This window comes from Staphylococcus sp. NWU MKU2, assembly GCF_033283605.1.
GTDB classification, from domain to species: domain Bacteria; phylum Bacillota; class Bacilli; order Staphylococcales; family Staphylococcaceae; genus Staphylococcus; species Staphylococcus haemolyticus.
In genome coordinates this window covers 250,368-272,770 of the sequence record NZ_JAVSMH010000003.1, presented here as the reverse complement: position 1 = coordinate 272,770, position 22,403 = coordinate 250,368, and the positions used below count along the sequence as shown (strand labels likewise).

At 34.3% G+C, this 22,403-nt stretch carries 22 protein-coding genes; 8 read left to right on the top strand and 14 right to left on the bottom strand.

The features are described from left to right. Positions 1-36: 36 nt before the first annotated feature. From SBL15_RS07265 to SBL15_RS07255, 3 genes are all read left to right on the top strand, one after another. Positions 37-1,569, top strand: a complete 1,533-nt coding sequence (locus SBL15_RS07265) for a sodium:solute symporter (RefSeq protein WP_107612492.1) — start codon at positions 37-39, stop codon at positions 1,567-1,569. A gap of 103 nt (positions 1,570-1,672) precedes the next feature. Beyond that, positions 1,673-2,488 carry a CPBP family intramembrane glutamic endopeptidase gene (locus SBL15_RS07260; RefSeq protein WP_107612490.1) on the top strand — a complete coding sequence of 272 codons (816 nt, stop codon included), beginning with the start codon at positions 1,673-1,675 and terminating at the stop codon, positions 2,486-2,488. Between the two features lie 199 nt (positions 2,489-2,687). Next, positions 2,688-3,296 carry an NDxxF motif lipoprotein gene (locus SBL15_RS07255; RefSeq protein ID WP_317955594.1) on the top strand — a complete coding sequence of 203 codons (609 nt, stop codon included), beginning with the start codon at positions 2,688-2,690 and terminating at the stop codon, positions 3,294-3,296. 134 nt (positions 3,297-3,430) lie between these two features. Here the strand turns inward: SBL15_RS07255 and SBL15_RS07250 are convergent, their stop codons facing one another. Next, positions 3,431-4,249: a type II CAAX endopeptidase family protein gene (locus SBL15_RS07250; RefSeq protein ID WP_317955592.1), complete on the bottom strand. Its 819-nt coding sequence runs from the start codon at positions 4,247-4,249 to the stop codon at positions 3,431-3,433. 156 nt (positions 4,250-4,405) lie between these two features. Here SBL15_RS07250 and SBL15_RS07245 point away from each other — a divergent pair, with 156 nt between their 5' ends. Next, positions 4,406-5,068 (top strand): CPBP family intramembrane glutamic endopeptidase, encoded by a 663-nt coding sequence (locus tag SBL15_RS07245; protein WP_107612484.1) that lies wholly within the window; start codon positions 4,406-4,408, stop codon positions 5,066-5,068. A gap of 72 nt (positions 5,069-5,140) precedes the next feature. On the opposite strand, the gene SBL15_RS07240 is transcribed toward SBL15_RS07245, so the two are convergent. The 8 genes from SBL15_RS07240 to SBL15_RS07205 form a co-directional block, all read right to left on the bottom strand. Continuing rightward, positions 5,141-5,773, bottom strand: coding sequence for an ATP-binding cassette domain-containing protein (locus tag SBL15_RS07240; RefSeq protein WP_053016222.1), 633 nt, complete (start codon positions 5,771-5,773; stop codon positions 5,141-5,143). Continuing rightward, positions 5,760-6,533 (bottom strand): ATP-binding cassette domain-containing protein, encoded by a 774-nt coding sequence (locus SBL15_RS07235; RefSeq protein WP_107612480.1) that lies wholly within the window; start codon positions 6,531-6,533, stop codon positions 5,760-5,762. The genes SBL15_RS07240 and SBL15_RS07235 overlap by 14 nt, the downstream gene beginning before the upstream one ends. Further along, positions 6,500-7,267, bottom strand: coding sequence for an ABC transporter permease (locus SBL15_RS07230; RefSeq protein WP_107612477.1), 768 nt, complete (start codon positions 7,265-7,267; stop codon positions 6,500-6,502). The genes SBL15_RS07235 and SBL15_RS07230 overlap by 34 nt, the downstream gene beginning before the upstream one ends. Continuing rightward, positions 7,257-8,216 (bottom strand): ABC transporter permease, encoded by a 960-nt coding sequence (locus SBL15_RS07225; RefSeq protein ID WP_107613149.1) that lies wholly within the window; start codon positions 8,214-8,216, stop codon positions 7,257-7,259. The genes SBL15_RS07230 and SBL15_RS07225 overlap by 11 nt, the downstream gene beginning before the upstream one ends. Continuing rightward, the gene (locus tag SBL15_RS07220) at positions 8,209-9,771 is read right to left on the bottom strand and encodes an ABC transporter substrate-binding protein (protein WP_107612473.1); all 1,563 of its coding nucleotides are present in this window, start codon (positions 9,769-9,771) and stop codon (positions 8,209-8,211) included. The genes SBL15_RS07225 and SBL15_RS07220 overlap by 8 nt, the downstream gene beginning before the upstream one ends. Before the next feature lie 193 nt (positions 9,772-9,964). Next, entirely contained in the window at positions 9,965-10,603 is a 639-nt protein-coding gene (pcp, locus tag SBL15_RS07215; protein WP_317955588.1) for a pyroglutamyl-peptidase I, read from the bottom strand. 24 nt (positions 10,604-10,627) lie between these two features. Further along, positions 10,628-11,554, bottom strand: a complete 927-nt coding sequence (locus SBL15_RS07210) for a DUF979 domain-containing protein (protein WP_142813398.1) — start codon at positions 11,552-11,554, stop codon at positions 10,628-10,630. Next, a complete protein-coding gene (locus SBL15_RS07205; RefSeq protein WP_011274624.1) occupies positions 11,547-12,251 on the bottom strand; it encodes a DUF969 domain-containing protein in 705 nt (234 codons plus the stop codon). Before SBL15_RS07205 ends, SBL15_RS07210 begins: the two co-directional genes overlap by 8 nt. Before the next feature lie 351 nt (positions 12,252-12,602). Between SBL15_RS07205 and SBL15_RS07200 the strand changes: the two genes are divergently transcribed. Next, positions 12,603-13,979 carry an MFS transporter gene (locus SBL15_RS07200; RefSeq protein WP_107613151.1) on the top strand — a complete coding sequence of 459 codons (1,377 nt, stop codon included), beginning with the start codon at positions 12,603-12,605 and terminating at the stop codon, positions 13,977-13,979. Between the two features lie 51 nt (positions 13,980-14,030). Here SBL15_RS07200 and SBL15_RS07195 read toward each other — a convergent pair whose 3' ends face one another. The 3 genes from SBL15_RS07195 to SBL15_RS07185 form a co-directional block, all read right to left on the bottom strand. Beyond that, positions 14,031-15,005, bottom strand: a complete 975-nt coding sequence (locus SBL15_RS07195) for a choloylglycine hydrolase family protein (RefSeq protein ID WP_107611196.1) — start codon at positions 15,003-15,005, stop codon at positions 14,031-14,033. 52 nt (positions 15,006-15,057) lie between these two features. Next, positions 15,058-16,260 carry an MFS transporter gene (locus SBL15_RS07190; RefSeq protein ID WP_107613941.1) on the bottom strand — a complete coding sequence of 401 codons (1,203 nt, stop codon included), beginning with the start codon at positions 16,258-16,260 and terminating at the stop codon, positions 15,058-15,060. Positions 16,261-16,370: 110 nt separating this feature from the next. Beyond that, positions 16,371-17,333, bottom strand: coding sequence for a rhodanese-related sulfurtransferase (locus SBL15_RS07185; RefSeq protein ID WP_107611198.1), 963 nt, complete (start codon positions 17,331-17,333; stop codon positions 16,371-16,373). 276 nt (positions 17,334-17,609) lie between these two features. On the opposite strand from SBL15_RS07185, the gene SBL15_RS07180 reads away from it, so the two are divergent. The 3 genes from SBL15_RS07180 to SBL15_RS07170 all read left to right on the top strand — a co-directional run bounded on the left by SBL15_RS07180 (position 17,610) and on the right by SBL15_RS07170 (position 20,786). Continuing rightward, a complete protein-coding gene (locus SBL15_RS07180) occupies positions 17,610-18,587 on the top strand; it encodes an SMP-30/gluconolactonase/LRE family protein (protein WP_107611199.1) in 978 nt (325 codons plus the stop codon). A 207-nt stretch (positions 18,588-18,794) separates the two neighbouring features. Further along, the gene (locus SBL15_RS07175) at positions 18,795-18,896 is read left to right on the top strand and encodes a type I toxin-antitoxin system Fst family toxin (RefSeq protein WP_275126180.1); all 102 of its coding nucleotides are present in this window, start codon (positions 18,795-18,797) and stop codon (positions 18,894-18,896) included. A 243-nt stretch (positions 18,897-19,139) separates the two neighbouring features. Then, on the top strand, positions 19,140-20,786 hold the full coding sequence (locus tag SBL15_RS07170) for a phospho-sugar mutase (RefSeq protein WP_317955581.1): 1,647 nt from the start codon (positions 19,140-19,142) through the stop codon (positions 20,784-20,786). Between the two features lie 138 nt (positions 20,787-20,924). On the opposite strand, the gene SBL15_RS07165 is transcribed toward SBL15_RS07170, so the two are convergent. Next, entirely contained in the window at positions 20,925-21,782 is an 858-nt protein-coding gene (locus SBL15_RS07165) for an urease accessory protein UreD (RefSeq protein WP_107613938.1), read from the bottom strand. After that, positions 21,782-22,396 carry an urease accessory protein UreG gene (gene ureG, locus SBL15_RS07160; RefSeq protein WP_053016234.1) on the bottom strand — a complete coding sequence of 205 codons (615 nt, stop codon included), beginning with the start codon at positions 22,394-22,396 and terminating at the stop codon, positions 21,782-21,784. The genes SBL15_RS07165 and ureG overlap by 1 nt, the downstream gene beginning before the upstream one ends. Between the last annotated feature and the right edge of the window lie 7 nt (positions 22,397-22,403).

The window sequence follows — 22,403 nt, the reverse complement described above, 5'->3', positions numbered from 1 at the left end:
TTAACAACAGAATATGTAACACAAGGGGTGTTGATTATGCATCAAGTCGGTTTTGGGGCATGGAACTGGGTAGCTGTTATTGGTTATCTTGTCATTATGTTATTAATTGGAGCGTACTTTACTAAAAGGGCTGGTAAAGATACGGATAGTTTCTTCACGGCAAGTGGTCGTTTGCCTTCGTGGGCCATTGGGTTCTCGATTTATGCAACGACTTTAAGTGCCATTACCTTTATGTCTACACCGGAAAAGGCATTTTTAACAGATTGGGCATACATCGCTGGTAATATTGCGATTGTCGCAATTATTCCAATTTTAATCGCATTTTATGTACCATTCTTTAAAAAGTTACGCGTAACATCAGCGTACGAATATTTAGAAGCGCGTTTTGGACCAAGTATACGTGTCATCGGTTCATTATTATTTGTCATTTTCCATTTAGGACGCATAGCGATTGTTATTTATTTACCAACATTAGCGATCACAGCGGTATCAGATATGAATCCATTCATCGTAGCTAGTTTAGTGGGTATTTTATGTATTCTTTATACTTTCTTAGGCGGATTCGAAGGCGTTGTATGGAGCGATTTTATCCAGGGTGTTATTTTACTTGGTGGCGCATTAATGATAATTATCATCGGTGCTTTTGAAATCAAAGGTGGTTTCGGCACAATTGTCAGTGATGCAATCGCCAATAAGAAGATTATTAGTGTAGATAACTGGAAATTAAATAGCGCAGCGGCAGCGATTCCGATTATCTTCCTTGGAAATATCTTTAACAACTTACACCAATATACTGCGAGTCAAGATGTTGTTCAACGTTATCAAGCATCTGACTCTATGGATGAAACGAAGAAATCGTTATGGACAAATGGTGTTTTAGCGTTAATCTCTGCACCTATTTTCTATGGAATGGGAACTATGATGTATTCTTTCTATCAACATGAACAGGTCTTGCCTAAAGGATTCAATACATCATCTATCGTGCCTTACTTCATTCTAACTGAAATGCCACCATTCGTGGGTGGATTACTGATTGCAGCTATATTTGCGGCTGCACAGTCGACGATTTCATCAAGCTTGAACTCTATCTCTGCTTGTATTTCTGAAGATATTAAACACCGTTTCTTTGGAAAAGGGGCAGATAAATCAGAAGTTAACTTTGCACGATTAGTCATTGTTGTGGCAGGCTTATTAAGCTATGGTATTTCAATTTACTTAATTGCTGCTGATTCAAACAATTTATGGGATTTATTCTTATTGATCACTGGATTATTTGGTGTACCGCTAGCTGGTATCTTTGCAGTAGGTATCTTTACGAAACGTGCGAATACATTTGGTGTCTTAGTAGGATTAATTGCAGGTGTAATCATTGCATACCTACTAAATGGCGTGGGTGGAGGTAACTCACCATTCTACGTATCAATTATTTCATTCGTTGTTGCTTTCGTCTTCGGCTATTTAGTAAGTCTTGTCGTACCATCTAAAAATGCAAAAGATATTACTGGGCTAACAATATTTGATAAAGATAAACCATCAACATATATTTCTAAAGTAGTAGAGAAAAAATAATATTTAGTATACGAGTTGGACATCATTGATTGTTCGACTCGTATTTTATATCTTTAACATTATGCTAATATAGTAATGATTATAAAAAGATAGAGGTATTATCATGAAAATATTGAAAATTGCAGGTATGTTCTTATTAGCACTACTTATCATGGTCGTTACACAAGGTATTGCATCCATCTTTAGTGATTTAATTCCATTTCTAGGTATGGGCGCTATTTTACAAGGGATTTTATATATCATTTTTGCTTTTTTAGTCGTTCGTTTATTCATTAAACGTGTATTAAAAGATCGCTTGAGCGCATATCGTATAACAACACCTAAGTTTAATAAACTCTATGTGATATTAGGTTTAAGCTTACCAATAGTAGTTTATGCCATTTATTTCATTTTTGTTCCAGGCGATTTTACTGTGCACCACTTTGGTAATTTAAATGATACATTGCACACGTTTTTCTGGGCTATCTTCGTAACAGCTATAGGTGGTGCAGTAGTCGAAGAAATGGTATGCAGAGGTTTGTTGATGGGATACATTGAGAAGAAGACGAACATTAAGATTGCCATTATTTCCACGGCAATATTTTTTGGGGCAATCCATTTATTAAATGGTGGGATAAATGTTAGTAGTTTCTTCTTATTATTAATTTGCGGTTCACTAGTAGGCATCATGTTCGGTTTGGCAACCTATAAATTCAATACCATTTGGGCGAGTATTACACTACATTTTTGTTGGAATTTATCCCAACTTTTACTTATCACTGAAAAGGAAAGTCAGTATAGTATTTGGCAATATGTCGTACATACGAACAACATAGCCATCACAGGCAATCAATTTGGCTATGAAGCATCCATTATATCTATCGCAGGATACATAGGCGTTATTCTAATTTTACTAACAATTAAACGAAAGCAAGCATAAGAAAAGGTCCAGACTTCCATAAGGGAGTTTGGACCTTAATTATTTATATCGAACGTTCATATTTTTTATTCAACTTCAAGAGCAAACTAATTATAATTATATTATTTAAGTTTTCGATTCTGTTTATTTATATAATTTTGTACGATATACTCTGACTGTGAATATATTTAATACTGATAAATAGAAAAGGAGATTTGATATGAAAAAGTTTATATTATTCATTTCAACATTAGTATTAACCCTTTCATTAGTAGGATGTTCGTCATCGTCTGAAGAAAATGATTCTAAAGATACATCAAATGATAATAAGCAGTCACAAAATAGTTCTAAACATAATGATAAGATACCTAAACATATTTTTGATAAAACAACTAAAGATCAGAAGATCTCTGAGAGTACGATAAAAAAAGATATTAAAACATATTTAGATACCGATAGAAAATTAATAGATGCAAGAGAGCCTTACGAAGAAAAGTTAGAATCTGGCGAAAAGTTGTCTAAAAAGAAAGAGCAAAAATTTAATCATATTGTAGACTTACAAGAACAAAATTTAAATAACTTTGCTAAGTACATAAAAAATAATCAGATGCCTAACAAAGAATATGAACAATACACTAAAAAGATAAGTAATTATATGATAGCAATATATCAAACAAATCAACGTGCGTTAAATTTAGATGAAGATGCATCATTAAAAGATATTTTTGATGTCAATAAAGACAAGGCGATTGCGAATGGTCGAGAACAAGCTAAAATTGAGAAATTCTTGAAAGAGAAAAATATAAAGACCATTGCATTTGATAAATAAGAATAAGCAGGACTTCGACAGAATGAAGCCCTGCTTTTATAGTGTTAATAAGTTCTCAATTCTAAATTAAGAAATATTTAAGATTAAATTGCGACAATATTTGTTATGTTAGAACTAGTTTAAGAGTTTATTGTTTAACTAAAAAATACCATAAAGTAACTTACTAGAACCATGATGCCACTCACACCATTATGAATCATATGAACCATCATGCTGTCACGAACATTTTTACGACGATGGTAAGCAAGATAGAATATCATTCCCATCATGGTATACATTAGAATTGCTACCCAATTTGAAATACCATGCTGAGAGGCAAAGATAAGTGATGATAGGATGAACGGTAACCAGAATCGTGTACGTTTAAATAATGTTTCTTTAAAAATGCCACGATAAACAAGTTCTTCTAAATAAGGTGCTACAAATGTAATTGTCAGTACGAAGACAATTAGCGGGAAGACTTGGCCCAATTGATCAGGCGTTGGTTTGGCAGCGTTCATATCACCTAATAACATTTTGTCATTTTGTGTTTGCATTGAACCTGTCGCAAATAGCATTAAATATGACATACCAATAACGATTAATCTAAGAAGTACGGCCCAACCAACATTAACTGCAATATCCTTACCTGTAAATTTTTTAGGTTTTTCATAGGTATGACGTTTGTAATAGCTTCTAACTAGCCATATTACTACAGCAGCTAGTATGAAATAAATGATGGTCACTAATGTGCAAGTTAATGTATCCATATAAATAGAAAAACTATAGATAAACATACTACTCACAATAGGAATTTGAATTAGTAGCATCCAGCCAATGAAAATAAGGGCACGTATAAACTTATTACCAGTTGGACGACGTTCTTCGGTATGTATGTGGTCTTTAGTTGAATTATCTTCATTTGAAGAAGATGTTGTATTAGAAATTGTATCCATATTCTGATGATTCATCATAATAAACCCACCTTTGTCTAGAAATATAAAATCTTGAAAATGAATACTTCTATTTAAATGTAACATATATTTGACATTTATTGTAGGTCACTTCATAAAAATGCGTTATCTTAACTAAAAATTAACATTTCGAATTATATGTTTAGGAGGCTAACTATGTCTAAATATGAAATGTCACATGACCATACAACAGGAGATTTCCAAATTTCTCAAAAACCTTATTGGAAGTTGCTATTACAATCTCTATTATTAATTTGTATTTTATTTGTTGCCGAATCAATGGTTATATTTTTAGTAGAGAAGCCAAAGTACTTTTGGATTGCTATTGTAGGGGTCATTATCGCATTTCTAATTTTAAAATTAAGTAAGTTGAAGCTATTTCAATTTAGTCGAATAACTAAAAAGCAATGGCTAATCATTATCATTGGATTCATTCTTGCCAATGGTGCAGATTATATTTATTTTGAATTCATGCCTACAACAGGGAATGAAAAGGAGTTAGAGGAAAGTTACCGCAATGTACCACTGTATTTACAACTCATTGCGATAGGTATTTTAGGTCCTATCTTAGAAGAAATTATATTTAGAGGATTGTTAATTAAAGGTATATTTAGAGGTGCGCCTATAGTTGGTGGCATAGTATCTGTTATTTTATTCGCTGGCGCTCATGGCCCAAGCAACATAGGTGAATGGTTTATTTACGGCTTTTCAGGTTTCATTTTCGTTATTGCATATTTAACAACAAAACGGATCGAAATACCTATCATCATACACATGCTTGGTAATATATTAGCTACATTTCAAAATTATTTTTGGTAGAAATACTTTAATTACATAGTATATACGCAATAAAAAGCAATGCCTAAGTTTTGATAGGCATTGTTTTTTAACTTAAATATGCTCAATTTTTAAATGTTTACCGGGAAGGCTGTCTAATAAATAAGGATCATGCGTAATAATAATAAGCTGTAACTTATCCATATTTCGTAACATTTGGAGTATGATTTCTTCATTTATCACATCAAGATTCGTTGTAGCCTCGTCTAGAATTAATACTTCAGGTTCAACTAATAATGCCTTCGCAATCCATAAACGTTGGAATTGTCCGCCACTTAAGGTGCTCACTTTTTTAGGTAACAAAGATTTGTCGAGTTTACATTGTTCTATGACGCTTAACATCTTATCATCATGTTGACTTTTAGGAATATTAAAGTGTTTTAAAGGTTGTTTTAAGATCCAAGAAACTGTTTTTTTAGGATCTAATGTATTGGCATTATATTGAGGCACGTATTGAATATGTTTCAGCCAATCTTGCTGTGACACATGTCCAAGCGTCATATCTTTATAACTTACCATACCTTCATAATTATCATCTAAACCTGCAATGATTTGTGCGAGCGTAGACTTACCACTTCCACTAGTACCACTAATGATTAAATTATCAGTATCTTTAAGTTCTAAATTAAAGTTTTTAAATATCTGCTTTTCAGAAAATGATTTATTTAAAGATTTAATCTGCAACATAACGGTATCTCCTATGAGCTAATTCAATTAATTGCTGTGAGTAAGCGTGCTCGGGACGCACTAAAATATCGTTTGCTTCGCCACTTTCAATCATTTGGCCATTACGCATCACACTAATATGTGTTGCGTAATCCATAGCTAAACTTAGGTCATGCGTGATAAATAGTAATGTCATATTATGTTCTTGAACAACATGATTTAATAATTTCATTAGTTGATTTCGATTGTCAAAATCAAGTGCACTTGTCGGTTCGTCCACGATCAATAATTTAGCTTCTCTAACAATTGACATTACTAAGGCAATTCGTTGAGCCATACCACCACTCAACTGAAAAGGGTAGTCATTAAATAAATCTTCAGGATTCTCTAATCCTAAATGTCTAAATTGAGGTAGAACAAATTCGTGTTGCTGTTGTCGCGACAATTGAGTATTTAATGCATCAAATAGTGCATCAAAATGTTTTCGAATACGTACATTTTGGAAGAAATTACTATTAGTATCTTGGAACATGGCATCGGTATTATTTAAATCAATAGCAATTTGACCTTGATACTTTAGATGAGGATGACGCATATTCAAAACTGTACGTGCTAATAAAGATTTACCACTGCCACTCTCTCCAACTAAACAATGAAAGCTACCCTCTGTAACAGTTAAATCTACTTGATTCAACAATGCATGATTTCCGTCATAAACGGAGACATTCTTCAAATGTAGTAAAGCATTTATTGAGTGAATCGACGATTGAGTATTTGACATATGAGCGCGAACCCTCCTAACAATATTCCTGGAAAGAAGAATAACCAAGGTGCTGAGTAAAAGTAGCTCTTACCGTCGTAGAGTATGGCACCTAATTCAGGCAATGGTGGTTTTACTCCTAATCCAATAAAAGCTAATCCTGAAATACTAAGCATTAATTTTCCAAAATCGGCAGTAATGAGTGCAGTCACGTTACGTATAAGATGTGGAATAATATGATGTACTGTCGTTTGTGTCTTTGTTAAACCACTTAATGACGCAAATTTAACGAACGGTTGTGTTTGAACATCACGAGCCAAATTTCTGAAATAACGTAAATAGCGTCCTAACCACCCAATCATCAAGGCCAAACATAAACCTACAATTGAGTTATTAATAAAACCTAATACGACAAGTGCGATAATAATAGATGGTAAAGCAATTAACATATCAGCAAATGCCATTAATAATGCATCTAACCAACGACCAATTAGTGCAGCTGCTAGACCTAATATTAGTCCTAATATTACGGTCCCAACTATAATGAGCGTCGTTAAACCAAGTGTAACCATGCTACCAACAAATAGGCGAGTGAAGAAGTCACGTCCTAAATGGTCAGTGCCTAATAGATGATGAAGGCTTGGAGGTAAAAGTGCTTCCGATTGATGAATCATGTTTGCTTTGTCATAAAGCAGAAAAGCAAGTATAACGAATATGATTGCAATAATAGGCCATATCCAATGTTTAATCTTCATAAGCTATTCGGCCTCCTGACTTTTTTGACATTCTTAGACGTGGGTCACTTTTCTCAAGTAAAACATCACCGAAGAAATTGAGCACCATTATAAAGGTAATAATCATCATTAAAATGCCTAAAATAACAGGGTAGTCACGTAAATTAATACTATTGATTAATAACTTACCTAATCCAGAAATACTAAAAATAACTTCTAAAATAATCACTCGGCTAAATAAATGAATAAAATTATTAATGGTGATTGTCATGAGTGGTGCCAAAATTTCTTTTACTTGTACATAGATACGATCTTTTAATTTAAATTGTCGTAATTGAGCTAATTGGAAAGGTTGGCTTTGTAATGTACTTTCAAAAAGATGACTGCTTAACAACAACATATGACTCCCTTCTACAAGGACGAGTATGACAATCGGAAGAACAAAATATTGCCAACTATTACTTCCTACGAAAGGGAATAGATGCCATTTCACACCAAAGTAATAAATGAAAATAATCGCTAGCCAATATTCTGGTAATGATGTAACTACTTGGGCAATACGAGTTATTACGACTGACCACTTTTTTCGTGAATGATTGCCACATAAATAACCAATTACGTAACTTATAGGAAACAGTATGATAGCTGAACCGAATATTAATTTAATGGTTGGGACAATTGCCTGGGAAATACGTTCTGTTACGGGTTCACCATTACTAAAACTCGTACCAAGGTCGCCTGTAAAGACATTGCCTAACCATTGGACATATCGAACTGGCATTGCCTGACTTAAACCAAGTTTATCTTGAGCCATTTTAATACGTTCAGGCGTGATTTGTGCAACACCATGTTCTTGTATGTATTGAACGGCAGGGTTACCGGTTGTATTCTCTAAAAGAAGAAATAATACAAAGGAAATGATGATTAAATAGATGAGTAGTCTGATGAAATGTTTTACAATGTTAGTCATTATTAGACACCTTCAACTTATCGTAATTTATTGGTGCATCTGTTTGTCCTGAGAACTCGAATTGTCTGATTTTAGGACTTGTCACAAAGGTCTCATTAGGATATGAAATAGGAACTATGAGATATTGCTGATCAATATAAGACGATAGTTTATTAAATGCGCGTTGTCGGTCATGCATGTTGATAATCGTCGGAAATTGCTTAATCATAGATGTTAAGGTTGTATCGTTTGCGAATACGCCAGGGCGTGAGCCATCTTGTTTAAAACGTGCATTCAAGAAATTGTATGGCATTAGCGCATTTGTATATGTACGATAATAAATGAGATCAAAATCTTTACGCACCGTTAAAGTTTCATAATACGTTTGCGAATCTAAAATATTAATATCGAGTTTAATTCCTACTTTTTTAAGGTCTTGCTGCATGATTTCAGCTTTCGTCTTCCATTCTGGAAATTCATCCGTTTGGAGTGCGAGTTTAAGTGAAAGTATGTGACCATCCTTTTCGAAATAACCATCATTATTCATCTTATAACCTAAAGAGCGGATTAACGATTTAGAAGTCGAAGGCGAGTAAACATGGTCAGGTTGATTGTGAGCATTAACGTATTGAACATTCTGTTGAAATAGACCCTTCAGTTTCTTATCTGACGATAGGTCGTCTGTGTTAATCGCTTTACTAATCGCCTCTCGCATTGTCTTATCTTGTAAGATTTTATGCTGTGGATTAAATCCCATAAATTGCGTTTCTGTACTTGGCGACGTATGTACTGATAGTGCTTTGTTTCTATAAGATTCTTTCACTTGTTGTGGTGTCATCTGACCTAATGAACCACCTGTAATATCAATAGAGTGACTCTCAATCGCTAAGTGTCTTGAATCACTATCTTCTATAGATTGGAAAGTTAGATTGTAATTAAGTGGATGGCCATTGCGATAATATGTATTAGGTTTAAAACTCACAGTTTCATTTGTAGAATCTGCTACTTTGAATGGACCTGTGCCAATTGCTTTTTCAAATTTACCAGTTGTATTGCCACCTTTAACAGCGTGTGGACTCATAATGCGAAGCGGTCTAACTTGAGACAATTCATTTAATACTTGGTTTGACGGTGATTTTAACTCAATCTCAACAGTGTGTTTATCTTTTATTGTTATTGATTTTAATTTATCTAACGTTTCCATAGGGTCAGTTGTATCCGTTGCCTTCGCACGTTCAATTGAGAATTTAACAGCCGATGCATCAAAATCAGACCCATCATTGAATTTTACATTCTTCTTTAAATGAAATAGGTAGTGTTTACCGTCTTCTGAAGCTTCCCAAGATGTAGCAAGACCTGGTTCAATCTTGCCATTTTTACCATAAGTTACAAGCGGTTGATAGATAGCATTGTACACAGGCATAGGCGCATCAAAGCCTTGTGCATCTAGTTGATTTGTATTAAATTCACGAGGTAGTGAGACTTTAACCTCTTTGTTGTCATTATGATGCTGAGCACAACCACTTAACATAAGCATCGCGCACATAGAAAGTGAATAGAATATGCGCTTTTTCAATGTTTTACCTTCTTTCCATTGTATTCATCATTATTTTTTATAATAGCGTTTAGTTATTGGAAAATATTTTTCCATCAATAGACATTATTATATGATACACCCTATACAAATTCTTTGAAATGATAAATTTGTGAATATATACGTAGAAGTTTTTCAATTTTGAAAATAAAAAAAGAGGGTGGGGACCCTCTTTTTAATGTGTTTCTCCTAGTGCAACTTTGGCGTCGTCTTCTTTAGAAATGGCTTTAATAGCGGCTGTTAAACCTTTCGCAATTGTTTCAATAGACATCGAAGGTTTCTCAGGCTTATCTGTCACTTGTTCAGGGATAAATGGTACATGAATAAAACCGAATAATAACCCTGGATAAGACTTGTCAGCGAGATAACCTAATTGGTATAAGACATGGTTACAAACAAATGTGTCTGCTGTATTCGATAAGCTTGCAGGGACGCCTGCTGCTTTAATCGCTTCCGTCATCGTTTTAACAGGTAAGTTTGAGAAGTAGGCAGGTGCGCCATCTTCTTGAATGGCCACATCAATAGGCTGATTACCTTTGTTGTCAGGAATACGTGCATCGTCGATATTGATACCTACACGCTCAGGAGTAAGGTCATAACGACCTCCAGCTTGACCAATAGACAAGACCACATCGTAATTGCCATTTGCTAACTCTTTATCAATAACGTCTTTAGATTCATGAAAGACGGTTGGAATTTCTAACTTTGAAATGGTATGTTCGCCAATCGTATTCTCCAATTGCTTTACCGCCTCTAATGCAGGATTTATCTTTTCACCGCCAAATGGATCAAATGCTGTAACTAAAATTTTCATTATTCATTTCCTCCTTAGAATTTTTTAAAATGCCCAGAAATACATTAGAGCGATGTGAATTACTATAAGTGCTAATGCTATAGGCGCTTGTGCTTTAATAACGCCAAATTCTTGTTTCATCTCAAGTAGTGCAACTGGTAATGTGTTGAAATTTGCTGCCATAGGTGTAAGTAATGTACCACAGAAACCACCAGTCATGGCAAGCGCACCTGCAACGATTGGATCGCCACCTTGTGCAATAACGAATGGAATACCAATACTTGCTGTTATAACAGTAAATGCTGCGAAAGCATTTCCCATAAGCATTGTAAAAAGAACCATACCTAATATATAAGCAATTGCGCCTATTAAATGGTTGCCCTCAGGTAAAAATGAAGAGATACCTTTTGAAATGACTTGACCCACGCCACTTGCAGTAAAGAGTACACCAAGTGCAGCTAAGAATTGTGGTAATATACCTGTCGTTCCAACTTGTTGCGTTAATCGGTCACTGTCATACAATGTGTAAGATAATTTTGGCTTGATAATGAGTAGTGCTGCGATTAATCCCACAATTGATGAAATACCTAAACCGATGGCACCGCCAAGTGGAGTCCAGTTTGAAACAACTACTGCTACCACAGCTAAGACAATTGCAGGAATGAAAAGTTTATTTCCATATTTAGCAGAACCTTTTTCAACTTCTTTATCATTAACATCGATAATATTTTTAATTTTCACTTGTCTGAAAAGTGTTAACGCACCCATTGCTAAAACTAGAAGACCATTAATTGCATCTGGTATGTAAGGACCACCTATAAATAAAATAGCTAAAATGGTCCAAAATGCTGCTGTACCTAAACTTTTAGATTTATCTTGTGAACGTAAAGCGCGAAAAGCTGTATATAAAAATTGAAGTCCAATCAGTATGTAAAATATTTCTAAAATATGGTTTAAAGTTGCTTCACTCATGATTTTTCACCTCATTATTTCCATATTTTTTATTAAAGTAACGATCGAGTAAAATATTTTTAATCCAAACTAAAATAAGTGTGATGATAGCAACAGGAATTGAAGCGAGCACTAAACTCATTGCATTCACTTTGATGTCTAAAGATTGGAAAGTCCCAACCATCAATAACACACCAGCAGCACCAACAAATAAGTTTTGTCCAAAGAAATTACCATAATTTTCCATGGCAGATGCTTCGGCTTTTAGTTTTTCAATATCTTTCTCATCGATGTCTTTATCAGTAAGATTGTAACGTGTTCGAAGTGCACCTTGAACCATAGGGTTAATTAAAGGTCGAACAAATTGAGGATGGCCACCGATACGTATTGATGCTACGCCAGCGATTTCACGAATAATTAAATATAAAGTAAGAAGGCGACCGGTTGTTATTTTCTTAACGTTACTAATTAGTTTAGAAGCTTGTTGCTTCAAACCAAAACGTTCAATTAAACCGACCATAGGAAGTGTAAGCATAAATAATGTTACAAGACGTTGATCTACAAAGGCTTTTCCAAGTGTTGAAAGTACTTCAACGATATCCATACCGGCAACTAAACCAGTGACTACTGCTGCAATTAAAATAATTGCGATAGTGTCAAACTTAAGAATGAAGCCGATGATTATGATTAAAATACCAATCAATTTAATCCATTCCATAAAAACACTCCTTAACAGTTATTCAAATTAACCCTTTAATATTTAATTGATGAGATTCAGAGATATAGTTAATATCTGTAACCCTATCTAATTAATATGAAAAGATAAGTGAATAATAGATGTAATTTTCTTAATATTAGCACAACGAAAATTGCTATTAAAGTGAATTTAAAATAAATTGAATAATATTTTGAGATTGCATAGTTTGAAATATTTAATGGAGTAATTAAACATTTAAAGAAAATGGTATTACCCTATATACATTGTTTGCGGGCATGATATAATATCTTAGGTCAGATGAGAATAATTCTCAATGACTATTTTATTATATCAGTAAAGGAAGTGTCAGATGTGAGTTCACATCAAAGTAGGTTCGACGGTAAATTAATCATTGCAGCTAGTTTTGCAGTGTTAACATATTGGTTGTTTGCGCAATCATTTATAAATATTGGTTCTAGTGTACAAAAGACATTTGGTGCTGCAGATTCTACACTTAACCTATCTATCAGCCTTGTATCATTCGTTACAGGTATTTTCATGGTGGGTGCAGGAGATATTGCAGATAAAGTTGGAAACCTCAAGATGACAATAATAGGTCTCGTCTTTAGTATTATTGGTTGCATTAGTATTATTATTGTTCCTGTCACGCCATTCTTAGTTATTGGGCGCATTTTTCAAGGTCTATCAGCTGCCGTATTACTACCTTCTACAATTGGCTTAGTATCAGATAACTTTAAAGGTCAATCACTCCGTAAAGCTTATAGTTTTATGATGATTGCGACAGTTGGCGGAATAGGATTTTCTTCCTATGTCGGTGGTCTTATTTCTAGCTTTTTAAGTTGGCAATTTATCTTTGTTATTTCTATCGTTTTATCAATTATTGCGATTTTTATTTTAAGTCGTAGAAAAGAAGTGCCACGTCAAGAACGTGATCACCAGCCCTTCGATTATGTAGGCATGGTGATTTTTGGCGTAATTATCGCTTGCTTAATGCTATTGATGACTCAAGGTTTTACATATGGTTGGACAAGTCGATTCACGTTAACTGTTGCAATCGTTGGTCTCATTGCTTTAGTTGTATTTTATATTTTTGAAAAAGGCAGACCCACACCATTTATTGATTTTTCAATTGTAAAAAATCGAGCATTTCTGGGCTCAACAATCAATAATTTTGTGCTTAACACTGGGGTAGGTACCACAGTCGTCTTCAATGGTTACGCTCAAAAACAATTTGGTATGAGTGAAGCACAAACTGGCTTGGTTACAGTGCCGTATGTCTTCATGGCGATAGCGATGATACGCTTAGGTGAAAAAGCAATTCAAAAATATGGCGGTAAAAGTATGTTAATTGCAGGGCCACTATTTCCAGCAATTGGTATCATTCTAATTAGCTTCACTTTCTTATCGCCAAGTTGGTATATAGGTATTGTAACTTTCGCATTTGTTGTATGTGCGATTGGTAATGGGTTAGTTGCTACACCTGGCTTAACGATTGCAGTATTCAACATGCCAGAAGAGAAAGTGAGCTTTGCAACAGGTTTATATAAGATGGGCGCTACACTCGGAGGAGCCTTTGGTATCGCGTTAAATACGACCGTATTTACAGTATGTCAACAATTCTATTCAGTAGAAATGTCAGCAATGATTTCATTCTTAGTCGGGGCAATTATTATGATACTTGGACTTATATCAGCATTTATTCTGATTCCTAAAAATGTTAAAGCATAATAAAAACAAGCGTGGCTTTTTAATCAGTCACGCTTGTTTGTTTATATATAATTAATTTACTTTATCGGTAGACAATCCTTGCGGAATCGGATCAAATATAACTAAATCGTCGCTATTTAATAACTCCTCAGTTAATTGTAATTCAGCAATACGATTAGAATTATAGTATTTCACATACAATGTACGCGATGTTAAGTTGAATACAGTTTGGTACAGCGTATAGTGGAATTCATCTTCAGAAGGGCGAACTGCACCTTTAGGAATGCTTACACTATCAAGAATTCTAAACGCATCTAATACTGCATCATCACCATCGTCAGGCAACATATTACTTACAAGATAAGCTGCTCTTACATAACGTTCTGCTGACGTATAACCACCTGGTAGTCCAGAGGTACCACTTTCATTGCCGATATATAAATTTTTATAGCGTTTATATTGTGGTTTGTAAGGCGTCACATTCGCATAATTCTTCAAGTTCTCGTAATGCCAATTTAAATCAGGGCTATTTGTTAGTACACCGACTGGATTATCATGAAGGACAATGCGACCTTCTACAAACGTAATCTCTGCAGTTCGGCCTGTCGCGTCCGATACATGATAATGTAATGGCGGTGCTTCATTAATATCATTCAATGTATGTGCAACGACATTAACTTGGTCTGCTTGTTCAATAAGTTCCTCAATCGTTTTGTTGTAACCAAGAACCCATGTTAATACTTCAGTTTGTGAAATATTGATGTATCCATCGTGTATTTTATTAGCGTATGAGGCATAACCACGGTCATATTGATTAGATATTGCGAGGCCATGCTCATTTACACCGTCTCCGAAAATAAAGCCTTCCATATCAGAACCGGCACCAGTAAAACCATACGTCGTTGTACCTTTATAATCTACACGAGATTCCCAATAGTAGTGACGTGGTTGCACAGCAGGATGTCCAGTTAATGGATAGTCATAGTCCATCGTACGTCCTAAAATAACGTCACCGTTTTCAGCTTGAAACGTAAAACCTGTACACATATGTAGAAACCTCCAGTATTTAAAGTGAGAATTATTATCAATTATAAGGTTTCTAATTATGCATTTCAATTTTTAAAGTTTTTCGGAAAAAGAATCCTAAAATAAAAGTTGCTATATACATACTAAAACAAATAATATAGGCCCAAATTATACCGTAATAGTCAACTATCATAGAAATAATAAAAGTGCCAATAGCGAAGAAAATGCTGTTAAATAAATTGTTTAATATGTATGTAGAAGTTAGAATTTCTTTTGGTGTGTTGCGTTGAATCATTGAATTTAGTGAAATATAACGCATGTCTTCGAAAATGCCCATAAATAATGAAAATAACAATGCGATCATTATTGAATGGTGAAGAATAAAACTTAAATTAATAAATGCTAAAAGCAAAGGAACGTAAATAATTATTGGATAGTTTATTTGTGTGAAGAAACGATCCTTATGGTTTATCCATAGTCCTGCAATAATTGTACCACTAAAGAAAAGGGCATTGATTAGTCCAAACCAATAATCAGGGACATGTAAATAGGTTCTTGTATAAGTAAGAATGATAGCTGCTATCCATATGGTCGTTGCGAAAGATTCAAAAATAATAGAAATGTTTAAATACAAACTCAATTTATCACGATAATTATCACGAATAACAGCTTTAAAACTACTAAAAATATTTGCCTTCTCATTTTTGTAAATATGACGTTCTGAAAGGCGTAAAATAAAAAAATAACTTATCATTTCAAGTACTAGCGCAAATAAAAATAAGTATTTCGCACCTATAAGACTCATTAAAATGCCGCCTAATGCCCACGTAGAAAGTTGAACAACACTACTCATCATATTCATTAAAGCGTTAGCAGATGTAATCGCATCTTTATTCTCAATAAAAGGAATCATTGAGTTCTTAATTGGGTTTGTAAAACCATCAAAAATAGCATTAAGAAAAAGTAAAACAAAAATAAAAATGGGAGATATGCCAAATATTAATAAACCAGCGATACTTGCTAAACTTACTAATTTAAGACCTTGAAATATAGATAAGACTTGCTTTTGCGTAAAATATTGATAAATATAATTGGAAATAAAACTACTCACAAAAATGCCAGATGTAAAGATAATGGGAATCATCGAGGCAGCGGTCGTTTTAGATGTGATATTAAAAACAATAGCAATAAGGCCAACAATTGTTAAAATATCACCAGTGTTAGCAAACAATTGACTATAAAACAGATGAAAGTAGTCTTTACTATGTTTTCTCATATTGCCACACCTCAATAACACTTGTGATTTTACACTATTATAGCATTAGGTAGTCATAAAAAATATCCCTTATGAGCTAATTAAATCTCATAAGGGATAGGATTCATATATTAAGCATGTGCATGTTCTGGAACGTCTTTGAAGTTTTCTAAACGACGATTCCATTCTTCATCACTAATGTTGTTTTTAGCTACATAACGGTTACGTTCATGTTTGGCACAGTCATATGAACAAGCACCGAGATATTTGTCTTCATTTTCTTCTGAAACAAGAATTTGCTTGTTACATTCAGGATTTGAACAGTTAATATAACGTTCGCAAGGTGTACCGTCAAAGTGTTCTTTACCGATAACTGTTTTCTCAACTTGGTTAACGTCAACGCTAATACGTTCATCGAAGACGTACATTTTACCGTCCCAATATTGGCCTTTAGTTTCAGGGTCTTTACCGTAAGTTGCGATACCACCGTGTAGTTGTCCTACATTTTCGAAGCCTTCTTTAACTAACCAACCAGAGAATTTTTCGCAACGAATACCACCAGTACAATATGTCACAATGTTTTTACCATCTAATTGATCTTTGTTCTCACGAATCCAGTCTGGTAAGTCTCTGAAGCGTGTGATATCAGGGCGAATGGCACCGCGGAAGTGACCTAAATCAAATTCATAGTCATTACGAGCATCTAAGATGACAGTATCTTCATCTTCAAGTGCTTCTTTAAATTCGCTAGGTGAATAATATTTACCAGTTGTAACACGTGGATCAACATCGTCTTCTAAACCTAAAGCAACGATTTCATTTCTTGGACGTACGTGCATTTTTTTGAAGGCATGGCCTTCAGCTTCATCAATTTTGAACGTCATATCTGCGAAACGTTCATCTGCATGCATATGTTCGATATATTTATCAGTATCTTCTTTCGTACCTGATAATGTACCATTGATACCTTCTGTAGAAACTAGAATTCTACCTTTTAAGTTGTTCGCTTTACAGAATTCTAAGTGCTCAGCTGCAAATGTTTCAGGGTCATCAATTGTTGTGTATTTGTAATATAATAACACTCTATAATCCATTTTCTAATTCTCCTCTAAAAATTTATTTATCGTAAAGGCAAGCCGTATCATTTAGTTATTCATTAATTTATCTTTTTATAAAAATCAACATTATATTATTTTACCAAATTTACAATAACTTTCAATATTTCGGTTTTGAAAATAGGGCAACAGACCTATGTAAGAAGTACAATTACTTTTTGAAAACGATTACATGTAGTACGATAAGTAGAAAGTGAAGTAAAGGATTATAATGAATTAAGATTATACTTTTCGAAAAGGGAGGAATTGTTAATTATGACAAATCAATCTTTACCAAAATTAACATATACTGGGGCATCAAAAAGTGCAGTACCTATTATTTCTGAAAGCGAATTACAAACGGTAACGGCAGAACCTTGGTTAAAAATTTCAGATGAAGGACTTCAACTTGAAGGTCTTATCTTTGATAGAGATCATAAATTATTTTTATGTGAAGTGTTTGGCGGTAAAATCTTTAAAGTCGACATAGACACAAAAGAGGTTTCAACAGCGTTTCAATCAACAAAACAAAATCCAGCTGCAGTCAAAATACATAAAGATGGACGTTTATTCACTTGTTATTTAGGCGATTTCGAGTCAACAGGTGGCATCTTCGCTACTGATGAACATGGTAATCAATTTGAAGAAATTATTTCGGAACTTAACACGGAATATTGTGTCGATGACATGGTCTTTGATAGTAAAGGTGGTTTCTATTTCACTGATTTCAGAGGGTATTCTACAAATCCTAAAGGTGGCGTCTACTACGTTTCGCCTGACTTCAAGACAGTGACCCCAGTTATTCAGAATATTTCAGTAGCGAATGGTGTAGCTTTAAGTACGGATGAAAAAGTACTATGGGTTACAGAAACGACGACAAACCGACTTCATCGTATTCAATTAGAGGACGATGGCGTGACAATTGCACCATTTGGCGCAACGATTCCATATTACTTTACTGGACATGAAGGGCCAGATTCAGTATGTATTGATAGCGATGATAATTTATATGTCGCGATGTATGGACAAGGTCGTGTTTTAGTCTTTAATAAACGTGGCTATCCTATTGGTCAAATTTTAATGCCAGGGCGTGATGAAGGTAAAATGTTACGTTCAACACATCCACAATTTATTCCTGGAACAAACCAATTGCTCATTTGTACCAATGACATTGAGAACGGCTCAGAAGGTGGTTCTATGATTTATACCGTTGAAGCCTTTGCGAAAGGTCATGAAAGCTATCAATTTCAGTAAGTAATAAAAACTCAGAAAGATAGTAAATATAAATTATTTTAGAGTAAACAAAACAGTTCTCTATAAATAATCGTGAATTTATTAATTTAAATGCTAATGTAGCATTTAATATATAAAAATTTGCAACGTAGAGTGATTTTACACTTTGGTGCTATAATCAAGGCGTCGCTAGCTCTTCCGGCGGTAATTTCGACGGAAGGAGGTGTGATGCCAATGGAGTTAATTTTTTTAACCATCATTGGTCCTGTTATAACAGGATGTATTGTTACGGCTTTTAAATATTGGTTAGACAACCGTAATAGAAAATAAGCGACATCGTCTAACACACCATAAACCCCCTCACTATCGACCTAGTGAGGGGTTTGGTGTTGCCAATGGAATTAATTTATGAATGTATTATATCACTATGAGTAACTTATTGCAAGTTTAATTCGTCTAGCATAAATGATTACTAAGTAATGCTTATTTTCTAATCCAATGAAACTTTTTCGAATATCCAGTATACTGTAATAGAATAATAAGACATCCGCATAAGTATGAAAGGAGTATATAATGAAAGACAATTGGATGAAATATAAAGATGACAGTCTTGTAGCATCATTCTATGATAGCCAGACCACGACGTTTCAAGAACAAGGATTTGAAACTGAATTAGCATTTGGTACTGCAGGTATTCGTGGCCAGTTTGGACTTGGTCCAGGTCGTTTAAATCGCTATACCATACAACGTCTGGCATTAGGAATTGCTAATTACTTAAAAGATAAAGAAGATAATCCTTCAATTGTCATTCACTATGATATTCGTCATTTATCTTCAGAATTCGCGCATATTATTACGCAAATTTTGACTTCGAATGGCATCAAAGTTTATCTGGCAGATGTATATAAAACAACGCCACAACTATCTTTTGCTGTCCGATACTTGCAAACATCTGCCGGTATCATGATTACAGCAAGTCATAACCCTAAAGATTATAACGGCATCAAAGTTTATGGTGCAGATGGTGCGCAATTAGATGAGGATACTTCATTAGAAGTTGCTCAATATATCAATAACTTAGGTAATCCACTTGAGTTGAATATTGACTTAAATCAAGAACTTATTGAGAAGAATACCTTTGATTTACCAGAAGCGGTTTATGATAGTTACATAAATGAACTTACAAATCTTATAGGTGATATTCCACAATCTGATTTGAAGGTCGTATATACAAGTTTGCATGGTACTGGTGTGCCGATTATTCCTGACGTTTTAAAGCATCTTAATTTTCAGAATGTAAGTTTAGTCGAATCGCAATGTGAGCTGGATCCGAATTTCAGTTCCGTTAAAAGTGCGAACCCCGAAGAGCGAGAAGCCTTTGATTTAGCAATTCAACAAGCTCAAGATATCGACGCCAATTTAATTATTGCGACAGATCCGGATGTCGATCGCATGGGCTTTGTTGAACGAGATACAAATGGTCGTACATATTACTTTGGTGGCAGTGAGATTGGCGCATTATTAATTAAATATCTGCTCGAACATTCGAATGTCCCAAATAATCCAATTGTTATTCAATCTATTGTAAGTGGCGAGTTAGGTAAACGTCTTGCTCAACAACATGGGGTGACTGTGAAGGAAGTCTTAATCGGCTTTAAACATATTGCTAAAGCCATTCGTGAGTTAGATGATATAGAATCATTTTTATTTGCCTATGAAGAAAGCTATGGTTACTTAGCTGACGACTTCGTGCGAGACAAAGATGCCATTCAAATCGTTCCGTTAATTATTAAGTATGCTTCTATTTTGAAAAATGAAGGCAAAACACTACACGACGCATTAAAAGAGATTCATAGAGAAGTAGGTCAATATCGGGATAAACCGATGTCTAAAGTCTTTGAAGGTAGAGAAGGACAACAACAAATTAACGCTTTAATGGATAAATTAAGACGTAATATTCCTGATGTCATTGCAGGATTAAAAGTCATTGCAGTAGAAGATTATGAGACATTGAAACGCATTTATAAAGAAGACAACATCGAAGAAATAATATCATTACCACAAGCAAATGTGATTCGAATTATCTTTAATGAAGGATTTATTGCCTTAAGACCATCAGGTACAGAACCTAAACTTAAATTTTACTTGTCACTCAATGTCGATAACTTCGAACAAGTATCACAAGACATATATAATTTCATATTTGGCGATACCGAATAGCATGATAAAAAACCATTTATATGCAAGTAAGCAGTATTAAATATCATTCCACCTCAATCGTTCTTTTTCAAAATTAAAGAATAATATAAAACAGCTTATAGTACACATCATAAAGTGCACCATAAGCTGTTTTCTTAATTAATATTTTCTTAAAAAGTCTATTTGCCGATCAAATAACTTATTCGCAATATAAGATTGAACTGTATTTAGAATCTCCTCAATTTCCTGGGTCATATTAGATAACACTCTTACAGTAAAACCATGTGTTGGCAATTGCGTGATACCAAGGCGACAATTATATTTCAACGTATAATCTTTAATTTCCTCATACACTTCATCGATTAACTTCTGCGTCACTTCCGGATGAATAAAGTAAGCTGAACCTAAATGCGTATAATGCTCCATATAACCAAGTGAACTAATTTCTGTTTCGCCCGGATGCATACGCAAATTATCATATACGACAAGCTCATCATCTACATAAATTTCATTAAGTAAATGCATATAGTCATAAGTGAAATACGCTTCACTCGAAGAATAACCAGGTGTAAGAATATCCGTATAGAACATTGATGCGGTCGCATCCAATTTGAATTGATTATGTTGGAAGAATTTCGCATGTTCGTATGCAATAATCGGATCACCAACATATTCCATATAACCATCTTTCGCTATATGGAATGTTTGATATTGTTCAACACGGTCATTCAATGTCTTATATATCTTTGTAGCACCTTGCGATGTTAATGTCACTGACGCATTTTCATCCACATTAATATTCATTCGGTATCGATCGCCATCAAGGTAGCCACCACCAACATTCACAATATAGAAGGTTGGAATTGTTGAATCATTTAAATAGACTGGGCGAATAACTTTTAAAGCTTTTTCAAAAAAGATATCTCGTGCAACAGAACGTTTACCATTATTGAACACAGTTAGGTCTAACTGTCCAGTCCAAGATTGTTCAGTATCTGGTTTCATATCTTCAGCCATTAAGCTAACCCTTTAAGTAATACATCTCGTTCAATCCACTCAATAACGTTGTCTAAACCATCATCTGTCTTAAGGTTAGTGAATGTGAATGGGCGATTTCCTCTAAATGTTTTCGTATCTTCGGCCATTTGGTCTAGTGATGCTCCAACAAATTCTGCTAAATCTGTTTTATTAATAACGAAGTAGTCAGATTTAATCATACCTTGACCACCTTTACGAGGAATCTTCTCACCTTGGGCAACGTCAATAATGTATATTGAGAAATCTACCAATTCTGGACTAAATGTCGCTGCTAAGTTATCGCCACCAGATTCAATAAATATTAACTCAATGTCGTCATTACGTTCCAACAATTCATCGATGGCAGCAAAGTTCATTGAAGCATCTTCACGTATAGCTGTATGAGGACAACCGCCTGTTTCGACACCTATAATTCTATCTTCAGGTAACACACCTGTATCTACTAAGATTTTTTGGTCTTCTTTTGTATAAATATCGTTTGTGATAACACCGATACTTAATTCTTTAGACAGACGGCGCACTAATTTTTCTACTAATTGTGTTTTACCTGCACCAACAGGACCGCCAATACCAATTTTAATTGGATTTGCCATAACTCTT